This is a genomic window from Leucobacter sp. (genome assembly GCF_053528595.1).
The window spans coordinates 1-21,920 of sequence record NZ_JAIVPF010000018.1; the positions used below are offsets into that span (position 1 = coordinate 1).

23 protein-coding genes and 5 tRNA genes are annotated in these 21,920 nt (G+C 70.5%); 19 read left to right on the top strand and 9 right to left on the bottom strand.

Features of this window, described 5'->3' with window-relative positions:
• Together zapE and ACWKZU_RS02585 are read left to right on the top strand one after the other, a co-directional pair.
• Positions 1-777 (top strand): cell division protein ZapE (zapE, locus tag ACWKZU_RS02580; protein WP_449280830.1); only part of this gene is annotated, 777 nt, incomplete at its 5' end.
• Positions 774-1,331, top strand: a complete 558-nt coding sequence (locus tag ACWKZU_RS02585; protein ID WP_449280831.1) for a type II toxin-antitoxin system PemK/MazF family toxin — start codon at positions 774-776, stop codon at positions 1,329-1,331. The genes zapE and ACWKZU_RS02585, both read left to right, overlap by 4 nt.
• Before the next feature lie 31 nt (positions 1,332-1,362).
• Here the strand turns inward: ACWKZU_RS02585 and ACWKZU_RS02590 are convergent, their stop codons facing one another.
• Positions 1,363-1,710 (bottom strand): VOC family protein, encoded by a 348-nt coding sequence (locus tag ACWKZU_RS02590; protein ID WP_449280832.1) that lies wholly within the window; start codon positions 1,708-1,710, stop codon positions 1,363-1,365.
• A 204-nt stretch (positions 1,711-1,914) separates the two neighbouring features.
• Here ACWKZU_RS02590 and ACWKZU_RS02595 point away from each other — a divergent pair, with 204 nt between their 5' ends.
• The gene (locus tag ACWKZU_RS02595) at positions 1,915-2,151 is read left to right on the top strand and encodes an Rv0909 family putative TA system antitoxin (RefSeq protein WP_449280833.1); all 237 of its coding nucleotides are present in this window, start codon (positions 1,915-1,917) and stop codon (positions 2,149-2,151) included.
• A gap of 112 nt (positions 2,152-2,263) precedes the next feature.
• Positions 2,264-2,449, top strand: a complete 186-nt coding sequence (locus ACWKZU_RS02600) for a CsbD family protein (RefSeq protein WP_449280834.1) — start codon at positions 2,264-2,266, stop codon at positions 2,447-2,449.
• Positions 2,450-2,557: 108 nt separating this feature from the next.
• Here the strand turns inward: ACWKZU_RS02600 and ACWKZU_RS02605 are convergent, their stop codons facing one another.
• Positions 2,558-3,220: a Pr6Pr family membrane protein gene (locus ACWKZU_RS02605; RefSeq protein WP_449280835.1), complete on the bottom strand. Its 663-nt coding sequence runs from the start codon at positions 3,218-3,220 to the stop codon at positions 2,558-2,560.
• Between the two features lie 10 nt (positions 3,221-3,230).
• Positions 3,231-3,653 carry a DUF1801 domain-containing protein gene (locus ACWKZU_RS02610; RefSeq protein ID WP_449280836.1) on the bottom strand — a complete coding sequence of 141 codons (423 nt, stop codon included), beginning with the start codon at positions 3,651-3,653 and terminating at the stop codon, positions 3,231-3,233.
• 113 nt (positions 3,654-3,766) lie between these two features.
• Here ACWKZU_RS02610 and ACWKZU_RS02615 point away from each other — a divergent pair, with 113 nt between their 5' ends.
• Positions 3,767-4,270, top strand: coding sequence for a hypothetical protein (locus tag ACWKZU_RS02615; protein ID WP_449280837.1), 504 nt, complete (start codon positions 3,767-3,769; stop codon positions 4,268-4,270).
• A 134-nt stretch (positions 4,271-4,404) separates the two neighbouring features.
• Here ACWKZU_RS02615 and ACWKZU_RS02620 read toward each other — a convergent pair.
• The 3 genes from ACWKZU_RS02620 to ACWKZU_RS02630 form a co-directional block, all read right to left on the bottom strand.
• Positions 4,405-4,476: transfer RNA gene (locus tag ACWKZU_RS02620), tRNA-Val, on the bottom strand.
• A gap of 28 nt (positions 4,477-4,504) precedes the next feature.
• Positions 4,505-4,575, bottom strand: a tRNA-Cys gene (locus ACWKZU_RS02625).
• A gap of 43 nt (positions 4,576-4,618) precedes the next feature.
• Positions 4,619-4,694 (bottom strand) — tRNA-Gly (locus tag ACWKZU_RS02630).
• A 173-nt stretch (positions 4,695-4,867) separates the two neighbouring features.
• Here ACWKZU_RS02630 and ACWKZU_RS02635 point away from each other — a divergent pair.
• Positions 4,868-5,887: a hypothetical protein gene (locus ACWKZU_RS02635; RefSeq protein ID WP_449280838.1), complete on the top strand. Its 1,020-nt coding sequence runs from the start codon at positions 4,868-4,870 to the stop codon at positions 5,885-5,887.
• A 106-nt stretch (positions 5,888-5,993) separates the two neighbouring features.
• Positions 5,994-6,066: transfer RNA gene (locus ACWKZU_RS02640), tRNA-Val, on the top strand.
• Positions 6,067-6,116: 50 nt separating this feature from the next.
• On the opposite strand, the gene ACWKZU_RS02645 is transcribed toward ACWKZU_RS02640, so the two are convergent.
• Complete coding sequence (locus ACWKZU_RS02645) at positions 6,117-6,914, bottom strand: AAA family ATPase (protein WP_449280839.1); 798 nt, start codon at positions 6,912-6,914, stop codon at positions 6,117-6,119.
• Positions 6,915-7,019: 105 nt separating this feature from the next.
• On the opposite strand from ACWKZU_RS02645, the gene thrS reads away from it, so the two are divergent.
• Genes thrS through ruvC form a run of 4 tightly spaced genes read left to right on the top strand, consistent with a single transcriptional unit; the run spans position 7,020 to position 10,980 of the window.
• Entirely contained in the window at positions 7,020-8,990 is a 1,971-nt protein-coding gene (gene thrS, locus ACWKZU_RS02650; RefSeq protein ID WP_449280840.1) for a threonine--tRNA ligase, read from the top strand.
• 58 nt (positions 8,991-9,048) lie between these two features.
• Positions 9,049-9,537 (top strand): HIT family protein, encoded by a 489-nt coding sequence (locus tag ACWKZU_RS02655; protein ID WP_449280852.1) that lies wholly within the window; start codon positions 9,049-9,051, stop codon positions 9,535-9,537.
• A gap of 54 nt (positions 9,538-9,591) precedes the next feature.
• The gene (locus ACWKZU_RS02660) at positions 9,592-10,356 is read left to right on the top strand and encodes a YebC/PmpR family DNA-binding transcriptional regulator (RefSeq protein ID WP_449280841.1); all 765 of its coding nucleotides are present in this window, start codon (positions 9,592-9,594) and stop codon (positions 10,354-10,356) included.
• Positions 10,357-10,377: 21 nt separating this feature from the next.
• Positions 10,378-10,980, top strand: coding sequence for a crossover junction endodeoxyribonuclease RuvC (gene ruvC / locus ACWKZU_RS02665; RefSeq protein WP_449280842.1), 603 nt, complete (start codon positions 10,378-10,380; stop codon positions 10,978-10,980).
• Between the two features lie 7 nt (positions 10,981-10,987).
• Here the strand turns inward: ruvC and ACWKZU_RS02670 are convergent, their stop codons facing one another.
• A complete protein-coding gene (locus ACWKZU_RS02670) occupies positions 10,988-11,782 on the bottom strand; it encodes a trimeric intracellular cation channel family protein (RefSeq protein WP_449280843.1) in 795 nt (264 codons plus the stop codon).
• Positions 11,783-11,798: 16 nt separating this feature from the next.
• Here ACWKZU_RS02670 and recO point away from each other — a divergent pair, with 16 nt between their 5' ends.
• Complete coding sequence (gene recO, locus ACWKZU_RS02675; RefSeq protein WP_449280844.1) at positions 11,799-12,521, top strand: DNA repair protein RecO; 723 nt, start codon at positions 11,799-11,801, stop codon at positions 12,519-12,521.
• A 10-nt stretch (positions 12,522-12,531) separates the two neighbouring features.
• Positions 12,532-13,314 (top strand): isoprenyl transferase, encoded by a 783-nt coding sequence (locus ACWKZU_RS02680; RefSeq protein WP_449280845.1) that lies wholly within the window; start codon positions 12,532-12,534, stop codon positions 13,312-13,314.
• Between the two features lie 132 nt (positions 13,315-13,446).
• On the opposite strand, the gene ACWKZU_RS02685 is transcribed toward ACWKZU_RS02680, so the two are convergent.
• A complete protein-coding gene (locus tag ACWKZU_RS02685; protein WP_449280846.1) occupies positions 13,447-15,198 on the bottom strand; it encodes a DUF222 domain-containing protein in 1,752 nt (583 codons plus the stop codon).
• Between the two features lie 595 nt (positions 15,199-15,793).
• Here ACWKZU_RS02685 and dusB point away from each other — a divergent pair.
• The 6 genes from dusB to ACWKZU_RS02715 form a co-directional block, all read left to right on the top strand.
• Positions 15,794-16,990: a tRNA dihydrouridine synthase DusB gene (dusB, locus tag ACWKZU_RS02690; RefSeq protein WP_449280847.1), complete on the top strand. Its 1,197-nt coding sequence runs from the start codon at positions 15,794-15,796 to the stop codon at positions 16,988-16,990.
• Complete coding sequence (locus ACWKZU_RS02695) at positions 16,983-18,278, top strand: deoxyguanosinetriphosphate triphosphohydrolase (protein ID WP_449280848.1); 1,296 nt, start codon at positions 16,983-16,985, stop codon at positions 18,276-18,278. The genes dusB and ACWKZU_RS02695 overlap by 8 nt, the downstream gene beginning before the upstream one ends.
• Positions 18,279-18,355: 77 nt before the next feature.
• The gene (dnaG, locus tag ACWKZU_RS02700) at positions 18,356-20,299 is read left to right on the top strand and encodes a DNA primase (RefSeq protein ID WP_449280849.1); all 1,944 of its coding nucleotides are present in this window, start codon (positions 18,356-18,358) and stop codon (positions 20,297-20,299) included.
• Between the two features lie 11 nt (positions 20,300-20,310).
• Complete coding sequence (locus ACWKZU_RS02705) at positions 20,311-21,159, top strand: ATP-binding cassette domain-containing protein (protein ID WP_449280850.1); 849 nt, start codon at positions 20,311-20,313, stop codon at positions 21,157-21,159.
• Positions 21,160-21,262: 103 nt separating this feature from the next.
• Positions 21,263-21,335: transfer RNA gene (locus tag ACWKZU_RS02710), tRNA-Asn, on the top strand.
• Positions 21,336-21,388: 53 nt separating this feature from the next.
• A partial coding sequence (locus ACWKZU_RS02715; RefSeq protein ID WP_449280851.1) for a gamma carbonic anhydrase family protein occupies positions 21,389-21,920 on the top strand: 532 nt, incomplete at its 3' end.

A 21,920-nucleotide genomic window follows, 5' to 3' on the forward strand; every position in this document is an offset into this window, starting at 1 on the left:
GACGGCGGCTTCGGCGTGGGCAAGACGCATCTGCTCGCGGCCACCTGGCACGCGACGGCCGGCCGCCGCTACTTCGGCACCTTCATCCAGTACACGGCGCTCGTGGGCGCGCTCGGCTACAACGGCGCCGTCGGGGTGCTCCAGGGCGCGCGACTGATCTGCATCGACGAGTTCGAGCTCGACGATCCGGGTGACACGATGCTCATGACGCGACTCATCGGCGACCTCACCGCCACCGGATCCCGCATCGTCGCGACCTCCAACACCCCGCCCAACGCGCTGGGCGAGGGCCGCTTCGCCGCCGCCGATTTCATGCGCGAGATCCAGGCCATGTCGGACCGCTTCTCGGCGGTGCGCATCGACGGCGTCGACTACCGCCAGCGCGACATCGAGGGCGACGCCGTCGTGCTGGGCGACGACGCCTACCGATTCGCCCTCGCGGACGTGGCGGCCTCCGGCGAGCGCATGTCCGACGACGACTTCTCGGAGTTGATCGCCCACCTGGCCACCGTGCATCCCTCGAGCTATGTGGGGCTGCTCGACGGCGTGCAGTGCATCGGCCTGCGCGAGGTGCACGAGCTCACGGACCAGTCGGCCGCGCTGCGCTTCGTCGCCTTCATCGACCGGGTCTACGACGCGCAGATCCCGATCCGGGCCACGGGCATCCCGCTCACCTCGATCTTCGGCGGGGGCATGCTCGACGGCGGTTACCGCAAGAAGTACCTGCGCTGCATCTCGCGCCTCAACGCGCTGACGGCGAGCGAGATCCCGCAGTGAGCGACCGGGGTGCGGGCCGCCCGGGCGGCGCGCTGCTCGAGTTCCTGCGCTCGTTCGCCACGGCGTTCCTCGACGCCTCCCGGCGCTCGGGAGCCGCGGATGCGGTGCGCTCCTCGTCCCCGCCCGCGGTGCCGGGCGGGCTCGGTCGCGGGCAGACGACGAGGACACGGGATCTCACCCCGGCCGAGATCCGGGAGCTGCGGCCCAGCTACTCGCCGCAACCCGATGGCGATCCCGATCCCGGCGAGGTCGTATGGGCGTGGGTGCCGTACGCAGAGAACGACGGCCGGGGCAAGGACCGGCCGGTGCTCATCGTCGCGCGCATCGACGCCCGCACCACGGCCGGCTGCTACCTCAGCACGAAGCAGCACCGCGGCTTCGTGTCGGTGGGCACCGGGGGCTGGGACGGCCAGGGGCGCGAGAGCTTCCTCGCCCCGGACCGGGTGCTCCGGATCTCCGACGAGGACATGCGGCGCGAGGGGCACGTGCTCGCGCGCGACCGCTTCGCGCGCGCCGTCGAGACCGTCGTGCGCACGCACGCCATCCGGGGCTGACCCCGAACCCGCCAGCCGCCCCGCCCCGCAGTCAGCCGACCGTGCAGAAGGGATGCCCCGCCGGGTCGAGGTAGACGCGGAAGCCCTCGTGCGCCTCGATGAAGCGGGCGCCGAGCCGTAGGAGCTCCGATTCGGCGGCGTCGAAGTCGTCGACCTGCACATCGAGATGGAACTGCTGGTCGCCGTCATCGCTCGGCCACCGCGGCGCCACGTGGCCGGGGGAGAGTTGGAAGCCGAGGCGCGGGCCGTCTCCGTCGACGAGGTCGACCCAGTCGTCGCCGTCGACCTCGATCCTGCCGCCCAGCACGCCCCGGTAGAACTCGGCGAGCAGGGTCGGTTCGGGACAGTCGAGAACCACGGCGTGCAGTCTTCCGATCATGGTGCTTCCTCTCGGTCGAGCATCGCGCTCGGCGACGATGCAGCAGGCGGACCATCCCAGTCTGCGCCCGCCGCGACCCGGATTCAAGGGATGCGCGGTTCCACACGGGGGTCGTTCGGCAACGGGTACTTCCGGCAGATCGCGGGAACCGGGATAATGGCGGCAGCGCGCCGAACGGCTCGGCCGCGAACGGAGGAAACGCACATGGGCATCGACGATCTGAGCAAGAAGGCTTCCGACCTCGCGGGCAAGGCCGGCGAGTTCGCCAAGGAGAACGCGGACAAGGTCGAGGAGGCGCTGAAGAGCGAGCAGGCGGAGCAGATCAGCGACCGGATCCTCGACGGGGTCGCTGATCTCGCGAACAAGGTGACCGGTGGCAAGCACGCCGACAAGATCGCCGACGCGCGGGACAATCTCGACGGCAAGATCGGCAACGAGTAGCCATCGCGCCGGCGGGCGCCACCTTGGCACAGATGCGTTCCGCGGGCAACCCCCTGGAGCCCGGTCCCTCCCACTGGGAGAGTGGTGGCCGACACCACGAAGGAGGTCCCACATGAGTGCATCGGACAAGCTGTCGGCCGAGGCGGACAAGCTGAAGGGCAAGGCGAAGGAGGCCGTCGGCCACCTCACCGACGACGAGAAGAAGGTCGCCGAGGGCAAGGCTGATCAGGCCAAGGGCGATCTCAAGAGCGCCGCGGAGAAGGCCAAGGACGCGGCGAAGGACGTCTTCGACAGGTGACTTCCGCCGGCCGGCTGCGTTCGGCATGGCCGGCCACGCGGCTCCGGCCGGGAGGCCGCAACGAGGATCCCCGCGGTTCCCATCCGGGAGCGCGGGGATCCTCCGCGTTCAGACGCGCCGCGCAGCCGCCGGTCCGGCCGTCGACCGCGCGATGCCGGGAACGCGGCTCGCACCCCAGACCGCGGCGCCCGCCGCGAGCAGCACCAGCAGCAGGGCCGCGACGTGCAGCGCGAGCGAAACCGCTCCGTGCTCGGGCAGCAGGAAGCCGTAGGGGACCCAGCCGTCGGTCGCGCCGCGCACGAGCACCACGGCCAGCCAGAGCAGCGGGTAGGGGAGTACGAGCCAGAGCCGGGTCCACGGCAGTGGCAGGCGATCGCCGACGAGGAACCAGTCGAGCACGGCGTAGCCGGGGAGTGCGGCGTGGAGCACTGCGCTCACCCACGGCGGTGCCGAGGCGGTGCCGGGCACGAGGCCGTTGTAGATCACGGCCACCACCACCATGCAGGCCGTGGCCGCCCCGCGCGCGCAGGCGAGACGCGTCGAACCCGGGTGCCCGCGCAGGGTGCGGACGCCCGTGGCGACGAGGAGCCCGCCGGTGAGCAGGCTCGTCAGGTTCGTGAAGTACCCGAAGTAGTCGAACGGGTTGACGCGGCCGTGGCCCCACCCCTCGACATAGGCGTAGAGGACCACGAGGGCGACGATCGTGCCGATCGCCACGCGCACCAGGGCCACGGCCCGGACGGCGGCCGACGAGGAGCGGAGTGCGGACACGAGGCGCGGCCTACGGCAGCTGCGACAGCGTATCCTCGAGCGACCGGCCCAGCAGCGCGCGCAGCACATCGCGGTCGACGCCCGTCAGGCGCGTGAGGTAGAGGCAGGCCTTGCTCGCGCGGTGCTTGCCGAGCGTCGCGACGAGGTCGGGCCAGCGCTCCGAGAAATGGTTCGTGAGGTAGATCGTGTGCTGGGAGGGTCCCGGTGCGAACGCGAGCAGCGGCGAGCGGCCGCTGTGACCGCTCTCGTAGCGGTACTCGTACTCGCCGAAGCCGATGATGCGGCCCGCCCACACGACCGGCGGCTCGCCGCTGACCGCGCGGTGCATCGCGAGCAGCTCGTCGGCTTCGGCGCGCCGGGGGCCCGTCGCGCGGTCGAGCACCTGCTCCACGGGCATGTCGGACGGCGACATCGCGGGTTGCTTCGCTGCCATGGGGTTCTCCTCGGGATCGCGGGCGACCCGGAGGGGTGCCGCTCGGGATTCGATCGTACCGCCCCCTCACCCGCCGGGGCGGCGCATGCTCCGATGCGTTTACAGTGGGGAGCATGAGTTCCCAGTTCCCCCTCAGTCGAGCCATGTCGACCGAAGAGGGCGTGTACGGCCTGGTGCTGGTGTCCGGCCTCATCGCCGCGTCGGGAGGCGCGGGCGCGCCCGCGCTGCGCACGCTGCTCTTCACCCTGGTGACGGTCGCGGTGTTCTGGCTGGCGCACGTGTACGCGGGAACCGTCGCCGCCCACGGCTCCGACACCGCGGAGGGCGGGCCGATGGGCATCGGGGAGGCGACCCGCGGGGCGGTCGTGAAGTCGCGGGGGATGCTCGTCTCCACGCTGCTGCCCGCGATCCCGCTCCTCCTCGGCAGTCTCGGGCTGATCCGCGACACCACGGCGACCTGGGCGGCGCTGTGGGTGTGCGTCGCCGCTCTGGCCGGGCTCGGATACGTGGCCTACCGGCGGAAGGGCGCGAAGCTCCACGTCCGCCTGCTCGGCGCGCTGTCGACCGCGTCGTTCGGCGTGGTGATCATCCTCGCGAAGGCCGTCATCACGCACTGACGGCGGAACGGCGGAGACGGGAGAAACCCCGGCGGACGCGAAGCGTTCGCGATTCTCGCGAGGTCGCTGCGTGAGATCCGAGGCCGTACATGCGAGAAGCCCCGGCGGGAACCGGGGCTTCTCGTGTGTTCTCGTGCGCGATACTGGGATCGAACCAGTGACCTCTTCCGTGTCAGGGAAGCGCGCTACCGCTGCGCCAATCGCGCCTGATCAGGCTATTCAGTTTTCGAAGCGAGGTGGCGACGGGATTCGAACCCGTGTATACGGCTTTGCAGGCCGCTGCCTCGCCTCTCGGCCACGCCACCGCAGTGGTTGCCACCACAAAAGCGACCGGGCTTCCCCGGTCACTGGAGCGGATGACGAGACTCGAACTCGCGACCCTCACCTTGGCAAGGTGATGCGCTACCAACTGCGCTACATCCGCACTCCGCCGCGTTGCCGCGACCTGAATAACTATAGGGGGGTTTCGCGGCTCCGCGCAAATCGTCCCGAGGCACCCGGGCGCGCCGCCCGGAATCGCGCCGATGTTGCTCAGAAGTTACACCGGAATCCGTGGATCGAGGTCACTTCGTCACTCCCCGCGGATACGGTGGATGCATGGGGGAACGGCCACGGAGCAGAGCGAAGCGCATACTGGGATTGCTGCTGCTCATCGTCGCGGTCGTGCTGCTCGTCTTCAGTGTGACGCACCGCCAGGAGATCCGCGACCACTTCTCGGCGCGGGGCTTCGAGGCGAGCCCCCGGGTGGAGCAGGTGCTCGGCGATCTGCAGCTCACCACGGCCGGAGAGCGCATCTTCCTGGCCACGCGTCCGACGGTCGACGGCAGCGGCCACTTCAACGAGCAGTGCGCCGGCGTCGATCACTCGGAGCAGGGCCACGTGCTCGGGTGCTACAAGGCCGATCGGATCCACCTCTTCGACGTGACCGACGACCGGATCCAGGGAATCGTCGAGGTCACCGCGGCCCACGAACTGCTGCACGCCGCCTACGGCCGCATGGGCGAGGGGGATCGCAACGCGCTGGGGGAGAAGCTGCGCCAGGAGTTCGAGCGCCTCGCCGACGAGGATCCCGAGCTCCGAGAGCGCATGTCGGTGTACGAGCACCTCTCGGATGCGGCCTTCGCCAACGAGCTGCACTCGGTGCTCGGAACGGAGGTGAGCGATCTGCCGCCGTGGCTCGAGGAGCACTATGCGCAGTGGTTCGAGGATCGCGGCGCGCTGGTCGCCCGCTTCGAGGAGTACCACGCGGTGTTCGTGGAGCTGCAGGACCAGGCCGACGCGCTGAAGAGCGAGATGTCGACGCTGCGGGACGACGTGGAGCGCCGCAAGGTCGACTACGACCTCGCGGTGGAGACCTTCAACGAGGACGCCGCCGACTTCTCCGCGCGCAACAAGCGCTCGGAGTTCTCCGAGAAGCCCGACGAGTTCGAGCGGATCAGGAACGAGCTCGAGGCCAGGCGCGCGGATCTCGAGCGGACGCTCGAGGCGCTGCAGGCCGATATCGATCACTACAACGGCCTGCGCGATCAGCTCGCGACGCTGAGCGAGATCAGCTCGGAACTGGACCAGCAGCTCAACAGCGATCTCGCCCCCGTGACGACACGCCCGGACGATTGAGCGCGATCCCGCGAGAACACGCCGAACGCGACCGGAGCGTCACGACCACCCGTCATTCCGTGTATTATCGTTCGGGTTGGTGCGGATCGCAGATCCCGCAGCACACGGGCGATTGGCGCAGTTGGTAGCGCGCTTCCTTCACACGGAAGAGGTCATCAGTTCGAGTCTGGTATCGCCCACCGAGGACAGGCCCCGGCGGTTTCGCCGGGGCCTTTCGCGTGCGTGCCGGTCACTCCTCCAGCAGATGCCTGAGGTATCGTTCGGGCGATTCGAGGTACCGGCGGTGGTGCTGGACGAGTTCGAGGTCCTGCCAGTCGACCTCGCGGATGCCCCAGTCCCCGAGCTCGAGGATCGTGGCTCCCGGCAGTGAGGTCAGCATCGGCGAGTGCGTCGCGCAGATCACCTGCGTGCCGCGGGAGCGCATCCGATCCAGCGCGGTCACCCAGCCCAGCTGGGACTGGAAGGACAGTCCGGCCTCCGGCTCGTCGAGCAGGGCGAGCCCGGTGACGAACTGCTCGGGATCGAGCTTCTCGGCCAGGATCCGGTTGAACGACTCCCCGTGGCTCATCCGGTGGAACGCCGGGTCCGGGCCGCCGATGTCCTCCAGGTACGAGTAGTAGCCGTGCATGGTCTCGGCTCGGAGGAAGAAGCCCCACCGGGAGGACTGCAGTCCGCGCTCGATCCGCAGCCACCCGCCGAGGGGCGACTCCGTGCGCGAGCTCGCCCGGCCCCCGTTCGTGCTGCCGCCCTCGGCGGGGAGCCCGGCGGCCTCGGCGATGCCCTCGAGCAGCGTGCTCTTGCCCGATCCGTTCTCGCCCCCGAGGAACGTCACCCCTGCCGAGAACTCCCAGCCGCGCGCTCCGATGCCGTCGAGGAAGGCGCGGACCGCGGGGACGGTCGCGGGCCACGAGCGGTCGTCGATGGCCGCGTCGCCGTAGACGTGGACGCGCCGGATGCTGCGGGAGTCGTTCTGCCAGTCGGCGGCGCCTCCCGATCGGGCGTCCCGCGTCTCCGTGTTCCGAGCCATGCGCTCAGGCTAGCCCGTACCGCCGACCGCGGGCGCGACCGTGCGCACCGGCGCGAGGCGACTAGAATCGTCGGGTCAGCTGTTCCCTCCCGAAGGAGCTCACCCGTGGCCGATGGCTTCTCCCTGTTCACCGATCGTTCGATCGTCGCGATGCGCGTCAACGGCGAGCTGCGCGACCTCGCGGCGGAGGTGACGGACGCCGACACGGTGGAGCCCATCACGATCGACTCCGAGGACGGCCTGAACATCCTGCGGCACTCGGCCGCCCACGTGCTCGCGCAGGCGGTGCAGCGCATCAACCCCGAGGCCAGGCTGGGCATCGGCCCGCCCATCACCGACGGCTTCTACTACGACTTCGATCCGGCCGAGCCGTTCACTCCCGAGGACCTGAAGGCGATCTCCGCCGAGATGCAGAAGATCGTGAAGCAGGGCCAGCGCTTCGTGCGCCGCGTGGTCACCGACGAGGAGGCGCGCGAGGAGCTCGCGGACGAGCCCTACAAGCTCGAGCTGATCGGGCTGAAGGGCGGCGCGGATCAGGGCGCGGACAACGAGAGCGTCGAGGTCGGCGGCGCCGAGCTCACCATCTACGACAACGTCGACCCGAAGACGGGCGAACTGTGCTGGAAGGATCTCTGCCGCGGACCGCACCTGCCGAACACCCGCATGATCGGCAACGGCTGGGCGCTCATGCGCAGCGCCGGCGCCTACTGGCGCGGCAGCGAGAAGAACCCGATGCTGCAGCGCATCTACGGCACGGCGTGGCCCACCAAGGACGAGCTCCGCGCCTACCAGACCCGGCTCGAGGAGGCGGCGAAGCGCGACCACCGCAAGCTGGGCGTCGAGCTCGACCTGTTCAGCTTCCCGGATGAGATCGGCTCGGGCCTCGCGGTGTTCCACCCCCGGGGCGGCATCATCCGCCACGAGATCGAGAACTTCATGCGCTCGGAGCTGCTGAAGAACGGCTACGAGGTGGTCAACAGCCCGCACATCACCAAGGGCACGCTCTTCGAGACCAGCCAGCACCTCAACTGGTACAAGGACGGCATGTTCCCGGCCATGCACCTCGATGCGGTGGAGGATCCTGAGACGGGCGCGGTGGTCAAGCCGGGCCAGGACTACTACCTGAAGCCCATGAACTGCCCGTTCCACAACCTCATCTTCCGGGCCCGCGCGCGCAGCTACCGCGAGCTCCCGCTGCGACTCGCCGAGTTCGGCACCGTCTACCGCTACGAGAAGAGCGGCACGCTCTCGGGCCTCACCCGGGTGCGCGGCCTGACCCAGGACGACGCGCACATCTACGTCACCGACGAGCAGGTGAAGGACGAGATCAAGCGCCAGCTGGAGTTCGTCTTCTCGACGCTGCGCGCCTACGGCCTCGACGACTTCTATCTCGAGCTGTCGACGCGGGATCCCGAGAAGTCGGTGGGCACCGAGGAGCAGTGGGCGGAGGCCGAGCAGACCCTGCGCGAGGTCGGCGAGGAGTCGGGGCTCGAACTGGTCGCCGATCCCGGAGGAGCGGCGTTCTACGGCCCCAAGATCTCCGTGCAGGCGCGAGACGCGATCGGACGCACCTGGCAGCTCTCGACCGTGCAGCTCGACTTCAACCAGCCGGAGCTGTTCGAGCTCGAGTACGCCGCCGCCGACGGGACCCGCAAGCAGCCGGTCATGATCCATCGCGCCCTGCTCGGATCGGTGGAGCGCTTCTTCGCCATCCTGCTCGAGCACTACGCCGGCGCGTTCCCGGTCTGGCTCTCGCCGGTGCAGGTGGTCGGCATCCCGGTCGCCGAGCAGTACGGCGAGTACCTCGACGGGATCGTCGCGCGGCTGCGCGAGCGCGGGGTGCGCGCCGAGGTGGACCACGGCGACGACCGCATGCCGAAGAAGATCCGCACGCACACCAAGGCCAAGGTGCCCTTCCAGCTCATCGCGGGCGAGGAGGATCGCGCCGCCGGCTCGGTCAGCTTCCGATTCCGCGACGGCACGCAGATGAACGGGGTGCCCGTCGACGAGGCGATCGAGCGGATCGTGCGATCGATCGCGACGCACGAGCAGGTCTCCACCGCCTGGGCGGAGTAGACGCGTGGACCGGACGGAGGATCTCGGCAGCACCGCTGCCGTAGGCACACCGGATGAGATGGAGCGCCTGTGGGTGCCGCATCGCATGGTGTACGTGGCGGATCACCATCAGCCGGGGCGCGCGGACTGCCCGTTCTGCGCGGCGCCCGAGAGCCGCGACGAGGACGCCCTGATCGTCGCGCGCGGGCGAACCGCCTATGTGCTGCTCAACCTGTTCCCCTACAACAACGGCCACATGCTCGTCTGCCCCTACCGGCACATCTCGCAGTACGACGAGGCGTCGCCCGAGGAGGTCGCGGAGATCGGGGAGCTGACCCAGGTCGCCATGCGCGTGGCCCGCGAGGTGATGAACTGCGACGGCTTCAACATCGGCATGAACCAGGGGGAGATCGCGGGGGCGGGGATCGCCGCGCACCTGCATCAGCACATCGTGCCGAGGTGGGCGTCGGACGCGAACTTCTTCCCGATCATCGCCAAGACGAAGGCGCTGCCGCAGCTGCTGGGCGACGTGCGCGAAGCGATCGCGGCGGCGTGGCCGCACCCCTAGCGCGCACCTCCTAGACTTATCTACCGATTCGACTTTCAGGAAAGAGGAGCTCCCGTGTCCGGACACTCCAAGTGGGCGACGACCAAGCACAAGAAGGCCGTCATCGACGCGAAGCGCGCCAAGGCGTTCGCGAAGTACATCAAGAACATCGAGGTGGCGGCGCGCATCGGCGGCGCCGATATCGCGGGCAACCCGACGCTCGCCGATGCCGTGCACAAGGCGAAGAAGAACTCCGTGCCCGGCGACAACATCGACCGCGCCATCAAGCGCGGCGCCGGCCTCACCGGCGACGCGGTCGAGTACACGACCATCATGTACGAGGGCTACGGCCCGAACGGCGTGGCCCTCATGATCGAGTGCCTCACCGACAACAAGAACCGCGCCGCCGCCGAGGTGCGCACGGCGCTCAGCCGCAACGGCGGCACCCTCGCCGACCCGGGCAGCGTGGCCTACAACTTCGCGCGCAAGGGCGTCATCACGGTGCCCGCCGAGGGCACCACCGAGGACGACGTGCTCACCGCCGTGCTCGAGGCCGGCGCCGAGGAGGTCAACCCGACCCCCAACGGAGAGGCGTTCGAGGTCGTCACCGAGGCATCGGATCTGGTCGCCGCCCGCTCCGCGCTCGTCGACGCCGGCATCGACTACGACTCGGCCGATGCCGAGTTCGTGCCCAACCTCAAGGTCGAGATCGACGCGGACACCGCACGCAAGGTGTTCCGCCTGATCGACGCACTCGAGGACAGCGACGACGTGCAGAACGTCTTCTCGAACTTCGACCTGAGCACCGAGGTGCAGGCCGAGCTCGAGAACGACGAGTAGCGCGATTCGCGGGGCTGCGCCGTGAGGATCATCGGGATCGACCCCGGCCTGACCCGCTGTGGTGTGGGGATCGTGACCGCCGGCGCCTCGCGCAAGGTGTTCTTCGAGCATGTCGAGGTGCTCACGAGCACCGCCGATACGCCGCTGCCGGAGCGGATCCACCGCATCGGCTCGAGCATCGAGCGCCTGCTCGACGGGGAGAAGCCCGCGAGCATCGCACTCGAGCGCGTCTTCGCCCAGGACAACGTCGCGAGTGTGATGGGCGTCGCCCAGATCAGCGGTGTGGTCATGTATCTGGCGCAGCAGCGCGGGATCCCCGTGGCCCTCTACACCCCCAACGAGGTGAAGGCGCAGGTCACGGGGTACGGCAGCGCCGACAAGGCGCAGGTGACGACGATGGTGACCCGGCTGCTGGGCCTCGCGGCCCCGCCGAAGCCCGCCGACGCCGCCGACGCGCTCGCGCTGGCGATCACGCACGCCTGGCACCTCGGGCGGGGCGGTGCGGCGGGTCGCATGGAGCGCTTCGACCGCCCGTCCGCGACGCCCGGGGGCGAGACGCCCGCGCAGCGGGCCTGGCGCGAGGCGGAGTCGAAGCTCGGCCGGCGACGCGGCGCTCGCACCTGAGCGCGGATCAGCGGGCGCCTGTCGGCCCGTCGCGGTCCGCGTCGTCGCCCGCCTCCCCATCGCGATCGATCGGCTCCTCCGGGAGGGTGATCGCGCCCGTGTGCAGCGCCTCCTCGATCGCCTGCTCGACCTGCCGCTGACGCCGCAGGCGGATCCTGCTGAGCGCGCGCTGCTCCGGCAGGCTCCACCCGAAACGCACGGAGAGCAGCCGGACCGCCGCGGTGACCACGACGCAGACGATCCCCGCGACGAACACCTCGACGCCGAACGCCTGGAGCACGACGAGCACGGCGACGCCGGCGAGGCTCGCGACGGCGTAGAGCGATCCCACGTGCATGAGTCCGATGGGGATGTTGAGCATCAGGTCGCGGAGCACGCCGCCGCCGACCGCGGCGACCGTCCCGATGAAGATCGCGGGAATGACGGGAAGACCCATCGCGAGGGCCTTGGTCACCCCGATCGCGCCGAACATGCCGATGCTCAGCGCGTCGAGCAGCGTGATGACCGGATCCACCTTCTGCAGCAGTCGCGGCAGCAGCATGCCGATGAAGGCGGCGCCCGTCGCGACGAGGAGGTAGTGGTTCACACTGAGGGTCGCCGGTGCGATGCCGAGCAGGATGTCGCGGAGGAACCCGCCCCCGATGCCGGATGCGATCCCGATGATCGCCACCCCCAGCAGATCGATGCGCTTGAAGCCCGCGGCGAAGAGCGCGCCCTGCAGGCTGCCCACGCCGACCGCGACCAGGTCGACTGCGAGCGGGATGTGAAAGGTGTCGGCGAGCACCCGACCATTCTCCCGCATGCGGGATAATCGTGGTGTGCCCCTGTATCGCGAAGAAGGCGTGGTGCTCCGCACGCACAAACTGGGCGAGGCGGACCGCATCGTGACCCTGCTGACCCGCGGCCGCGGTCTGCTGCGTGCAGTGGCGAAGGGCGTGCGCCGCACCTCGTCGAAGTTCGGCGCGAGGCTGGAGCCGTTCATGGTCGCCGACATCCAGTGCTTCGAGGGCCGCACGCTCGACACGATCACGCAGGCGGAGACGCTGGGAGCGTACGGGCCGTCGATCAGCGCGGACTACGACCGGTACCGCGCGGGCAGCGCGATCGTGGAGACCGCGGAGCGACTGGCGGAGGGAGAGACCTCGCGCGAGTTCTACGCGCTGCTCGTGGGCGCGCTGCGCACGCTCGCCGGCGGCCGGATCCCGCCCGATCTCGTGCGCGACGGCTATCTGCTGCGCGCGATGTCGCTCGCCGGCTGGACTCCCGGCTTCGAGACCTGCGTGCGCTGCGGCGCGCCCGGTCCGCACACGGCTGTGGCCGTGCAGCTCGGCGGCGTGGTCTGCGAGACGTGCCGGCCTCCGGGCTCGCCGCGGCTCGATCCCGGGAGCATCGCACTGCTCTCGGCGCTGCTGGCCGGGGACTGGGATGCGGCGCTCGCCTCGTCGGAGCGGGAGCGCGCGCAAGCGGCGGGCATCGCGGCGGCCTACACGCAGTGGCATCTCGAGCGCGGTCTGCGCTCCTTCAGCGCTCCGCGGGCATAAACTTTCACGCATGCCCCAAGCCCCCGACACCCTCGTCCCGGTCGACTGGACCGGCGAGCAGCCGCCCCGCTTCACCGGACCGCCGCCGCAGCACGTGGCGATCGTGATGGACGGCAACGGCCGCTGGGCCAACCGGCGGGGCCTGCCGCGCGTGGAGGGGCACCGCATGGGGGAGCAGGCGCTGCTCGATGTGGTCGCCGGGGCCATCCAGGCGGGCGTGCAGCATCTGAGCGTGTACGCCTTCTCCACCGAGAACTGGCGGCGCTCACCCGACGAGGTGCGTTTCCTCATGGGCTTCAACCGCGACGTGCTGCGCCGCCGGCGGGCGCAGCTCGACGCCTGGAACGTTCGGATGCGCTGGGCCGGCCGCAAGCCGCGTCTCTGGGGCTCGGTGATCAGCGAGTTGCAGGCCTCGGAGCGGGCCACCGCGCGCAACACCGGGCTGACGCTCACGATGTGCGTCAACTACGGCGGGCGCAACGAGCTCACGGACGCGATGCGGTCCATCGCGGCGGACGTGAAGGCGGGCCGGCTGTCGCCCAACGGGATCACCGAGCGCACGATCGAGCGCCACCTCTACGTGCCCGAGCTGCCGGACGTCGACCTCTTCCTGCGCAGTTCCGGCGAGCAGCGCACGAGCAACTTCATGCTCTGGCAATCGGCTTACGCCGAGATGGTGTTCCTCGACACGCTCTGGCCCGACTTCGGACGGCGGGAGCTGTGGCGCGCGATTCAGATCTACCACTCGCGCGACCGGCGCTTCGGCGGCGCCGTGGATCAGCCCGAGGACTGACGGGGCTGGCCGGGGTGTGGCTCGAGGAGGAGATGACGGGGCGCGGCCCGAGGGCTGACGTCGGGGTACGGTCGGGTGACGGTGAGAACCGCGCGGTGGCGGCAGCACGCAGAACACCCGTCAGAACACCATTCAGAACATCGGTGCGGAGTCATCCTCGAGCGCGAAACGGACCGCGCGGACCGATCTGAGCACAGCTGAGCGCGCCGGTTCCGGGGGTTCTTCGCGCCGACCGCCGCGACGAGGCATGTGGAGCCTCTCCGGTCGGTCGACGTAGCTCCTCCCGGCGGGGCTCGTCCATCGGAGCTCCCCGCCCTGCTGCTGCACCACCCGCCACTCGGAGTGATGCTTCAGCACGTGGTGGCCGCGGCAGAGGTGGGCGAGGTTGTCGGTCGAGGTCGCGCCCCCGAGGGCGGCGTCTACGGTGTGGTCGAGATCGCAGCGGGATACCGGCACACGGCAGCCCGGGAATCTGCAGCGGCGATCCCTCGCGCCCAGGGTGCGCCGCATCTGCTCGCTGGGACGATATCGCTCCACGCGGATCACCTCGCCGGTGACGGACTCGACGAGCACCCGGTTCCACTCCGCCGCGGCACCGGCGACGCGCCGGGCAGCGCCGCCGTCGATCGCGCCGTATCCCAGCAGTTCGCAGGCCGGCCTCGCCGAGGACCGATCGCGCGCTGGAACATCGGTTCGGCCGTGGTCCGGATCGTCGGCCCGATAGTCCATTCGGCGGCCTGTTCGGCGGTCTGTTCCGGGGTCTGCTCGGTCGTCGGTTCGGCGGTCTGCTTGCTCGCCGGTCGCGTCGTACGTTCCGTCGTCCACTCGGTTGCAGCTTCGGTCGTCTGTCCGGCCGGCTGTTCCGTCGTCTGCTCGGGCGTCCTTTCCACGGGCCGGCCCGGGCTCGACCGTCTCGACCGGGATCACGAGTTGCACGCGCGCCCGTACGGACTCCGCGGCGTCACCGGCGAAGAGCGCCTGCTCGTCGGAGGCGAGCAGGAGATCGGCCAGTACGTCCGCCCGCAGCTGGTCTCGGGTGCGCGAGCCGGCGCCGGTGCCGGTATTCGCGCGGGTGTCGGCGTCGGTGCCGCCGTCAGCGTGGGTTCCGGTGTCCGCGTGGGCGCGGCCGTCAGCGTGTATGCCCGCGTGAATGCCGATGCCGATGCCCGTGTCGGCGTCGAGCGAGGGCGCCGCCACGCCCGCTCCGCCGAGGTCGCGCACCACCCGTTCTCCGCGCTCGCACGCCTGCGCGAGACGGGTGATCCGATCGAACGCGGCGTGCGCCTCGACGGCGGGAAGACGGGCGAGCAGCAGCGCCATGCCGTCGTCCTCGTCGACGAGCGCCACCTGACGGCGAGCACGGGCCTCCCGGCGCCGCTCCTCGATGTGGGTCTCGGCCCAGGACTCCGCGAGCACCCGGGCGGTCGCGCGCAGGCGATTCGGGGTCTCCCGGACGGCCGTCTCGAGCGCCTCGAGCACGTAGCCCGCTCGGCGCGCGACGGTCTGCGGGGCGTCGCCCGGACCGATCACCGTGCCCGCCTCGACGATCACCCGGGCGTGGGCGTAGGCGATCTCACCGCGATCCATCGCCTCGTGGACGGCGCGGTAGTCGTTCGTGAGACTGTGCGCGAGACTCATCTGCTGCTCGACGAGGTGCTCGCTCTGGCCGAGCGCCGTCGCGAACTCCGCCCGCAGCGAGCGGTAGGCGATCTCGCGGCTTCGTCCCGATTCCGCGGTCTCCACCACCTGCTCGAGCGCCGCCGCCATCAGCGTCACCCGGGCCGCGTCCATCGCACGCTGCCGACGCTCGAGCATCTCGATCACGCCGAGCGCCTCACCATAGGGGTGGGGGCCGGGTCCCGGATCGAGGAACGAGGTGTGCATGGGGATATTGCATCAGCGACCACTGACATTGACGGCCCGGACCGGTGCGCCCGCCGCCCCGTCGCGCCGATATCTCGGTATCCGACAAACCGGACCCGGAATCGTTGGTGAGCTCGCTCCAAGGATGTGTGCTGAATGTCCCGCACGAGGTGGTCCGAGAAGAGGGCCTTCAGTCGAGGGTCCGAATCCGACGGGTGCAACGGCGGTGTCGATTGCGGCCCGTGTGGATACGGCGGGGTCGATCGCAGCCCGAATGCGATACGGCCACCGCACCATTGCGTGCAGCGAGCGCGGATACTGCGCAGTCGATCGCGGCGCGCGTTCTATGCCGCTCGGTCGACTACGACGGGTGATCGCAGGCAGCACGGTCGACTACGACGGGCGATCGCAGGCAGCTCGACCGATTGCGATGGGTCATCACACCCAGCTCGGCCGATTGCGGCGCATCGGCGAGAGCAGCGCGACGGATCTCCCGGGCGCGGGCCCCGCGTGCGCCGTGACGCTGGAACTCCAGGGCCGCGGGACTGCAGGGCCGCGGGACTGCAGGGCCGCGGCACTGCACCCCCAGCGCGCCACGTGAGAGAATGGGTGGGATATGACTTCCCAGACACTGACCGATGCACGCCTGCGCATCGGCCCCCTCGAGCTCGAGGTGCCCGTCGTGCTCGCGCCGATGGCAGGCATCACCAACACGGCGTTCCGGCGGCTCTGCCGCGAGTACGGCGCCGGTCTCTACGTGAGCGAGATGATCACGAGCCGCGCCCTCGTCGAGCGCACCCCCGCATCGCTCCGCCTCATCAAGCATCACGAGAGCGAGACCCCGCGCTCCATCCAGCTCTACGGGGTGGACCCACGGACCGTCTCGGAGGCGGTCCGCTTCCTGGTGGATCAGGATCTGGCGGACCACATCGACCTCAACTTCGGCTGCCCGGTGCCCAAGGTGACCCGCAGAGGCGGCGGCTCGGCGCTGCCGTGGAAGAGCGACCTGTTCCGGGCCATCGTCGAGGGAGCCGTGCGGGCGGCCGGTCCGATCCCGCTCACGGTGAAGATGCGCAAGGGGATCGACGCGGACCACCTCACGTACCTCGACGCGGCTCGCGCCGCGGAGGGCGCCGGCGTGGCCGCGATCGCGCTGCACGGACGCACCGCCAACGAGTTCTACTCGGGGCAGGCGGACTGGAGCTCCATCGCGAGGCTCAAGGAGGCGGTGACGAGCGTGCCGGTGCTCGGCAACGGCGACATCTGGTCGGCAGACGACGCGATCCGCATGGTCCGCGAGACGGGCTGCGACGGTGTCGTGGTGGGCCGCGGCTGCCTGGGTCGCCCCTGGCTCTTCGGCGACCTCGCGGCGGCGTTCCGCGCCGAGGCCGGCGAACTGAGCCGGGAGGAGGCGAACGCGGCCCTCGCGAAACCTCCGCTCGGCTTCGTCATGGACGCGATGCGGCGGCACACCGAGCTGCTGGTCGAGTTCTTCGACGGCGAGGAGGATCGGGCCTGCCGCGACATCCGCAAGCACGTGGCCTGGTACTACAAGGGCTACGGCGTGGGCGGAGACACCCGCCGGGCCCTCGCCGCGGTCGAGTCCCTGGCGCAGATGGACGAGATCTTCGCCACCATGGACGCCTCCATGCCCTATCCCGGCGAGGGCGCCGAGGGGCAGCGGGGCCGAGCCGGGAGCCCGAAGCGCGTGCACCTGCCCGACGGCTGGCTCGACAGCCGCACCAGCGACAGCGCCGACCGGGCCGCCGTCGCCGAGGGCGAACGCGTCGACGGGGGCTCCGACGGTGGCTGAGACGCTGCTGCGGCAGGATCCCGCGCCCGCCCTCGGATACTCGCCGACGGATTCCGAGCGCTTCCTGCCTGAGCACCACAGCGGGACGCGCACCGATTTCGCGCGGGATCGCGCCCGCGTGCTGCACTCCAGCGGCTGGCGCCGCCTCGCCGCGAAGACCCAGGTGCTGAGCCCCGCCGCGGGCGTCGATTTCGCGCGGAATCGGCTGACGCACTCCCTCGAGGTCGCCCAGATCGGCCGCGAGCTGGCGGTGGCGCTCGGTGTCTCGCAGGATGTCGTCGACACGGCGTGCCTGGCTCACGATCTCGGCCATCCGCCCTTCGGCCACAACGGCGAGAACGCCCTGAACGAGTGGATGGCCGGCTTCGGGGGATTCGAGGGCAACGCGCAGACGCTGCGCATCCTGACGAGGCTCGAGCCGAAGCACTTCTCGCCGGACGGCACGAGCGTGGGGCTCAACCTGACGCGGGCGACCCTCGACGCGAGCTGCAAGTACCCGTGGGCGCTGGCGGAGGCCGCCCCGGGCAGCGCCAAGTTCGGCTACTTCGAGAGCGACGCCGAAGTGTTCCACTGGCTGCGCGAGGGCGCGCCGGAGCGCCGCAAGTGCATCGAGGCCCAGATCATGGATCTCTCGGACGACATCGCCTATTCGGTGCACGACTTCGAGGACGCGGTCGTCAGCGAGCACATCGACCCCGAGATCCTCACCGCCCGCTCGGGCCACTCGGCGCTGATCCGCGCCGTCGCGGGGTGGGCGGACGGGCGGTTCAGCGCCGACGAGCTCGGTGCGGCCTACGACCGGATGGCGGCCGGCGCCAACTGGCTGACCCGCTGGGACGGATCCCGTCGCGATCAGGCCCAGCTGAAGAACTTCACCAGCGACATGATCGGCCGGTTCGCGCGAGCGCCGATCCAGGCCACCCTCGAGGCGGCCGACGGGCGTCCGCTGGCCCGCTACGGCACGGATCCCGATGCTCCGGCCGAGCTGCTCGTGCCGCGCGAGATCCGCGCGGAGATCGCGGTGCTGAAGGGGATCGTCGCGGCCTTCGTGATGCAGAGCGGACGCCGGCAGCCCACCTACCGCCGCCAGCGCAGCCTGCTCATCGAACTGCTGCACACCCTGTGGGAGTCGGGCGCGAGCGAACTCGAGCCGGCGTACGCCGCCGACCTGCGATCGGCCGGATCCGAGGCCGAGGCGCGGCGTGCCGTGGTCGACCAGGTGGCGTCGCTGACCGACCAGTCGGCCATCGCCTGGTACCGCCGGCTGTGCGATGCGCCGTTGGCCTAGGACGACCCCGACGCCTCTCGACCCCACCGCGTCGGCTCCTCCCGGCCCCGGATCCCGCGCCCACTAGACTTCCCCCTATGGCAGGTCGGATCCGCGCGAGCGATGTCGAAGAGGTGAAGCGTCGCACCAATCTCGCCGATCTCGTGGGCGACTACGTGACCCTCAAGAACGCCGGTATCGACTCGATGAAGGGCCTCTGCCCGTTCCACGACGAGCGCAGCCCGAGCTTCCACGTGCGGCCCGCGCTCGGCTACTACCACTGCTTCGGCTGCGGTGAGTCGGGCGACGCCTTCACCTTCCTGCAGCGCATGGACCACCTCACCTTCACCGAGTCGGTCGAGCGCCTCGCGGCGCGCATCCACTACGTGCTCACCTACGAGGAGGGAGGGGTGCGGCGGGAGGAGGGCCCGAACCGCGCCCGGCTGCTCGCCGCCAACCAGGCCGCCGCGGAGTTCTTCACGGCGCAGCTCGCCGGAGAGGAGGGCGCCGCCGGGCGCGAGTTCCTGACGCAGCGGGGCTTCGACGCCGCCGCCTGCGAGCGATTCGGCGTCGGCTACGCGCCGCGCGGCTGGGACCACCTGACGAAGCACCTGCGCGCGCAGGGATTCACCCCGCAGGAGCTGGCGCAGTCGGGGCTGGTCTCCGAGGGCCAGCGCGGCGTCTACGACCGGTTCCGGGGACGCGTCGTCTGGCCGATCCGGGACACGAGCGGGCAGACGCTCGGCTTCGGGGCGCGGCGCCTCTACGACGACGACAACGGTCCGAAGTACCTCAACACGCCCGAGTCCCCGGTGTACCACAAGTCGCAGGTGCTCTACGGCCTCGATCTCGCGAAGCGCGGGATCTCCCGCGGCAAGCGGGCCGTGGTCGTCGAGGGCTACACCGACGTGATGGCCTGCCATCTCGCGGGGATCGACACCGCGGTCGCGACCTGCGGCACCGCGTTCGGCAAGGACCACATCGCGGTGCTGCGCCGCATCATGGGCGACGACTCGGCCGCCGAGGTGATCTTCACCTTCGACCCGGACGAGGCGGGTCAGAAGGCGGCTCTCCGCGCCTTCAGCGAGGAGAAGCGGTTCACCGCCCAGACCTACGTCGCCGTGGCCCCCGAGGGGCTCGACCCCTGCGATCTGCGGCTGCACCGCGGCGACGACGCCGTGCGCGAGCTCTTCACCCGCAAGGTGCCGCTGTTCGAGTTCGCGCTGCGCCAGTCGATCGCGCGCTTCGACCTGAACAGCGTCGAGGGCCGCGTTTCGGGGCTGCGGGCCGCTGCGCCCATCATCGCCGACATCAAGGATCCCTCGCTGCGGCCCGGCTACACGCGTGAGCTCGCCCGCATGCTCGGAATGGAGCTCGGCGAGGTGCAGCAGGCGGTTCGCGCGGTGGAGCGGGGTCCCCGCGACCGCGGGGGATCCCGCGAGCCGCAGGCTCTTCAGCAGCGCGCCCCGCAGCAGTCCTCCTCGCAGCCGCACCCCCGGAACGGCGGAGGCGGGGCCGGGCAGGATCCGTACGCGCCGTTCCCCGAAGCCGAACCCCCGACCGCGCCCCGGGCGACGCTCTCGAGCCTGCGGAACACGCCGACGACCTGGCTGGAACGGGACGCCCTGATGGCGATGCTGCAGCAGGGCGCGAGCGTCGGCGCCGAGCTGATGCAGCAGGCGGTGACCGCGCAGGTGATGGAGCCCGAGCTCCGGATCGTGCGCGATGCCGTGGCGGCCGCGCTGCCGGAGCTCGCCACGCCCGGCTGGCTCGACGCCGTGCTGGCCGCCACGCCCGACAGCCACCGGGGTCTCGTACGGGAACTCGCGATCGCCCCGATGCCGCAGCGGCGCCCGGAGCAGCTCGCGGCCTACGCGCGCGACGTGGTGATCTCGCTGCTCGACCGGGATCTGCTCGCGCTCAAGCGGGAACTGCTCGCCCGGCTGCAGCGCATCGGCGACCACACCGACCCCGGTGCGAGGCGCATCCAGGAGCAGCTCGTGGCGCTCGAGGCGGCGCGGCGCGGCCTGCGAGAGGAGTAAACTCTTCAGGCATGGCCAAGCCCGTCGTCGAAGCCGATCCGATCATCCGAGTCTCAGATCTGTCGCTGTCCTACCCGGCGCACGCGGGCGGGCGGGAGTTCGAAGCCGTGGAGGGCGTGAGCTTCGACCTGGCCCGCGGCGGGGTGATGGCCCTGCTGGGGGAGAGCGGCTCGGGCAAGTCGACGCTGGCGCGATTCCTGGCCGGACGCGCCGATGACGCCGGCGAGAAGTCCGGGCGGATCAGGCTCACGGGCGGCGCCGCGAGCGTCATGGATCTCTCCATGCGGCGTCTCGGCCGCCGCACCCGCGCGAGGCTCACCGCCTACGTCGGTCACCTCGCGCAGGACGCGGGAGCGACGCTCACCCCGGAGCTCAACGTGGGGGACATCCTCCTCGAGCCGATCGTGGAGCGCAGCAAGCGGTTCGACCGGGAGGCGCTCGGCGAGCGCATCGCCGAGATGATGGACATCGTCGCGCTGCCCCTCGCCAAGCTGCAGGAGTACCCCTACGAACTCTCGAAGGGACAGCGTCAGCGCGTCGCGGTGGTGCGCTCGCTCATGCTCGATCCGACGCTGCTCATCGCCGACGAGCCCACGCTCGGGGTCGACGCGAACAACCGCCCCAAGATCGTCGAGCTGCTGCGCTGGTACCGCGAGCGCACCGGCGCGACCCTGCTGCTCATCAGCCACGACATCGGCATGCTCGAGGCCCTCGTCGAGGATGTGCTGGTGATGCAGCACGGGCGCACGGTGGGTCACGGCGACATCAACGAGATCTTCCGGCACGCGGATCACGGCTACGTGCAGCTGCTCGCGCAGGCGCTGCGCGCCACCGCCTACGACGAGATCGCCGAGGAGTAGCGGCGCCGGGCGGGCGCTCCGCGGCGACCCGCCCGGGACCGCGGCACCGATTTGCAGAGCCATTTCCGCTCTTGCTAAGATAGAGGGGTTGCTTCGGCAATGATCCCCTGTAGCTCAGTTGGCAGAGCGCTTGACTGTTAATCAGGATGTCGCTGGTTCGAGCCCAGCCGGGGGAGCGATCGAGCCCCTACCGCGAGGTAGGGGCTTTTCGCTACCCGGAGGAGACCCGATGACGCAGACGCAGCATCCCGGTACCGGTGCGGGCGGGGGCGACGGTGCTGATGCGGACACGCGCGGGCGCATCTTCGCGGTGGAGCCGTACGGTGCTCCCGAGGTGCACGGCACGGCCTGGCTCGCGCCCGGCTCAGTCGTCGTGGGGGACGTGACGATCGGAGCGGACAGCAGCGTCTGGTACAACGCCGTGGTGCGGGGCGACTCCAACTCCGTGCGCATCGGCGAGCGCAGCAATCTGCAGGACGGGGTCGTCGTGCACACCCAGCGCGGCGAGGGCGGGGCCGCCCTGATCGGCGACGACGTCTCCGTGGGACACAACGCCGTGCTGCACGGGGCCAGCATCGGGAACGGGTGCCTCATCGGGATGAACGCCACGGTGCTGAGCGGAGCCGTGGTGGGCGAGGGGTGCCTCGTCGCCGCCGGCGCCCTGGTGCCGCAGGGAGCGGTGATCCCGCCGCACTCCCTCGTCGCGGGAGTCCCCGGGCGCGTGGTGCGCGAATTGCGGGAGGCGGATCGCGAAGCCGTGC

Bases quoted from the DNA above. Each gene is read 5' to 3' on its own strand.
- ACWKZU_RS02590 (WP_449280832.1), bottom strand. From the start codon at position 1,710: ATGATCGGAAGACTGCACGCCGTGGTTCTCGACTGTCCCGAACCGACC.
- ACWKZU_RS02595 (WP_449280833.1), top strand. From the start codon at position 1,915: ATGGGCATCGACGATCTGAGCAAGAAGGCTTCCGACCTCGCGGGCAAG.
- ACWKZU_RS02600 (WP_449280834.1), top strand. From the start codon at position 2,264: ATGAGTGCATCGGACAAGCTGTCGGCCGAGGCGGACAAGCTGAAGGGC.
- ACWKZU_RS02610 (WP_449280836.1), bottom strand. From the start codon at position 3,653: ATGGCAGCGAAGCAACCCGCGATGTCGCCGTCCGACATGCCCGTGGAG.
- ACWKZU_RS02615 (WP_449280837.1), top strand. From the start codon at position 3,767: ATGAGTTCCCAGTTCCCCCTCAGTCGAGCCATGTCGACCGAAGAGGGC.
- ACWKZU_RS02635 (WP_449280838.1), top strand. From the start codon at position 4,868: ATGGGGGAACGGCCACGGAGCAGAGCGAAGCGCATACTGGGATTGCTG.
- ACWKZU_RS02645 (WP_449280839.1), bottom strand. From the start codon at position 6,914: ATGGCTCGGAACACGGAGACGCGGGACGCCCGATCGGGAGGCGCCGCC.
- ACWKZU_RS02655 (WP_449280852.1), top strand. From the start codon at position 9,049: ATGGAGCGCCTGTGGGTGCCGCATCGCATGGTGTACGTGGCGGATCAC.
- ACWKZU_RS02670 (WP_449280843.1), bottom strand. From the start codon at position 11,782: ATGCGGGAGAATGGTCGGGTGCTCGCCGACACCTTTCACATCCCGCTC.
- ACWKZU_RS02680 (WP_449280845.1), top strand. From the start codon at position 12,532: ATGCCCCAAGCCCCCGACACCCTCGTCCCGGTCGACTGGACCGGCGAG.
- ACWKZU_RS02685 (WP_449280846.1), bottom strand. From the start codon at position 15,198: ATGCACACCTCGTTCCTCGATCCGGGACCCGGCCCCCACCCCTATGGT.
- dusB (WP_449280847.1), top strand. From the start codon at position 15,794: ATGACTTCCCAGACACTGACCGATGCACGCCTGCGCATCGGCCCCCTC.
- dnaG (WP_449280849.1), top strand. From the start codon at position 18,356: ATGGCAGGTCGGATCCGCGCGAGCGATGTCGAAGAGGTGAAGCGTCGC.
- ACWKZU_RS02705 (WP_449280850.1), top strand. From the start codon at position 20,311: ATGGCCAAGCCCGTCGTCGAAGCCGATCCGATCATCCGAGTCTCAGAT.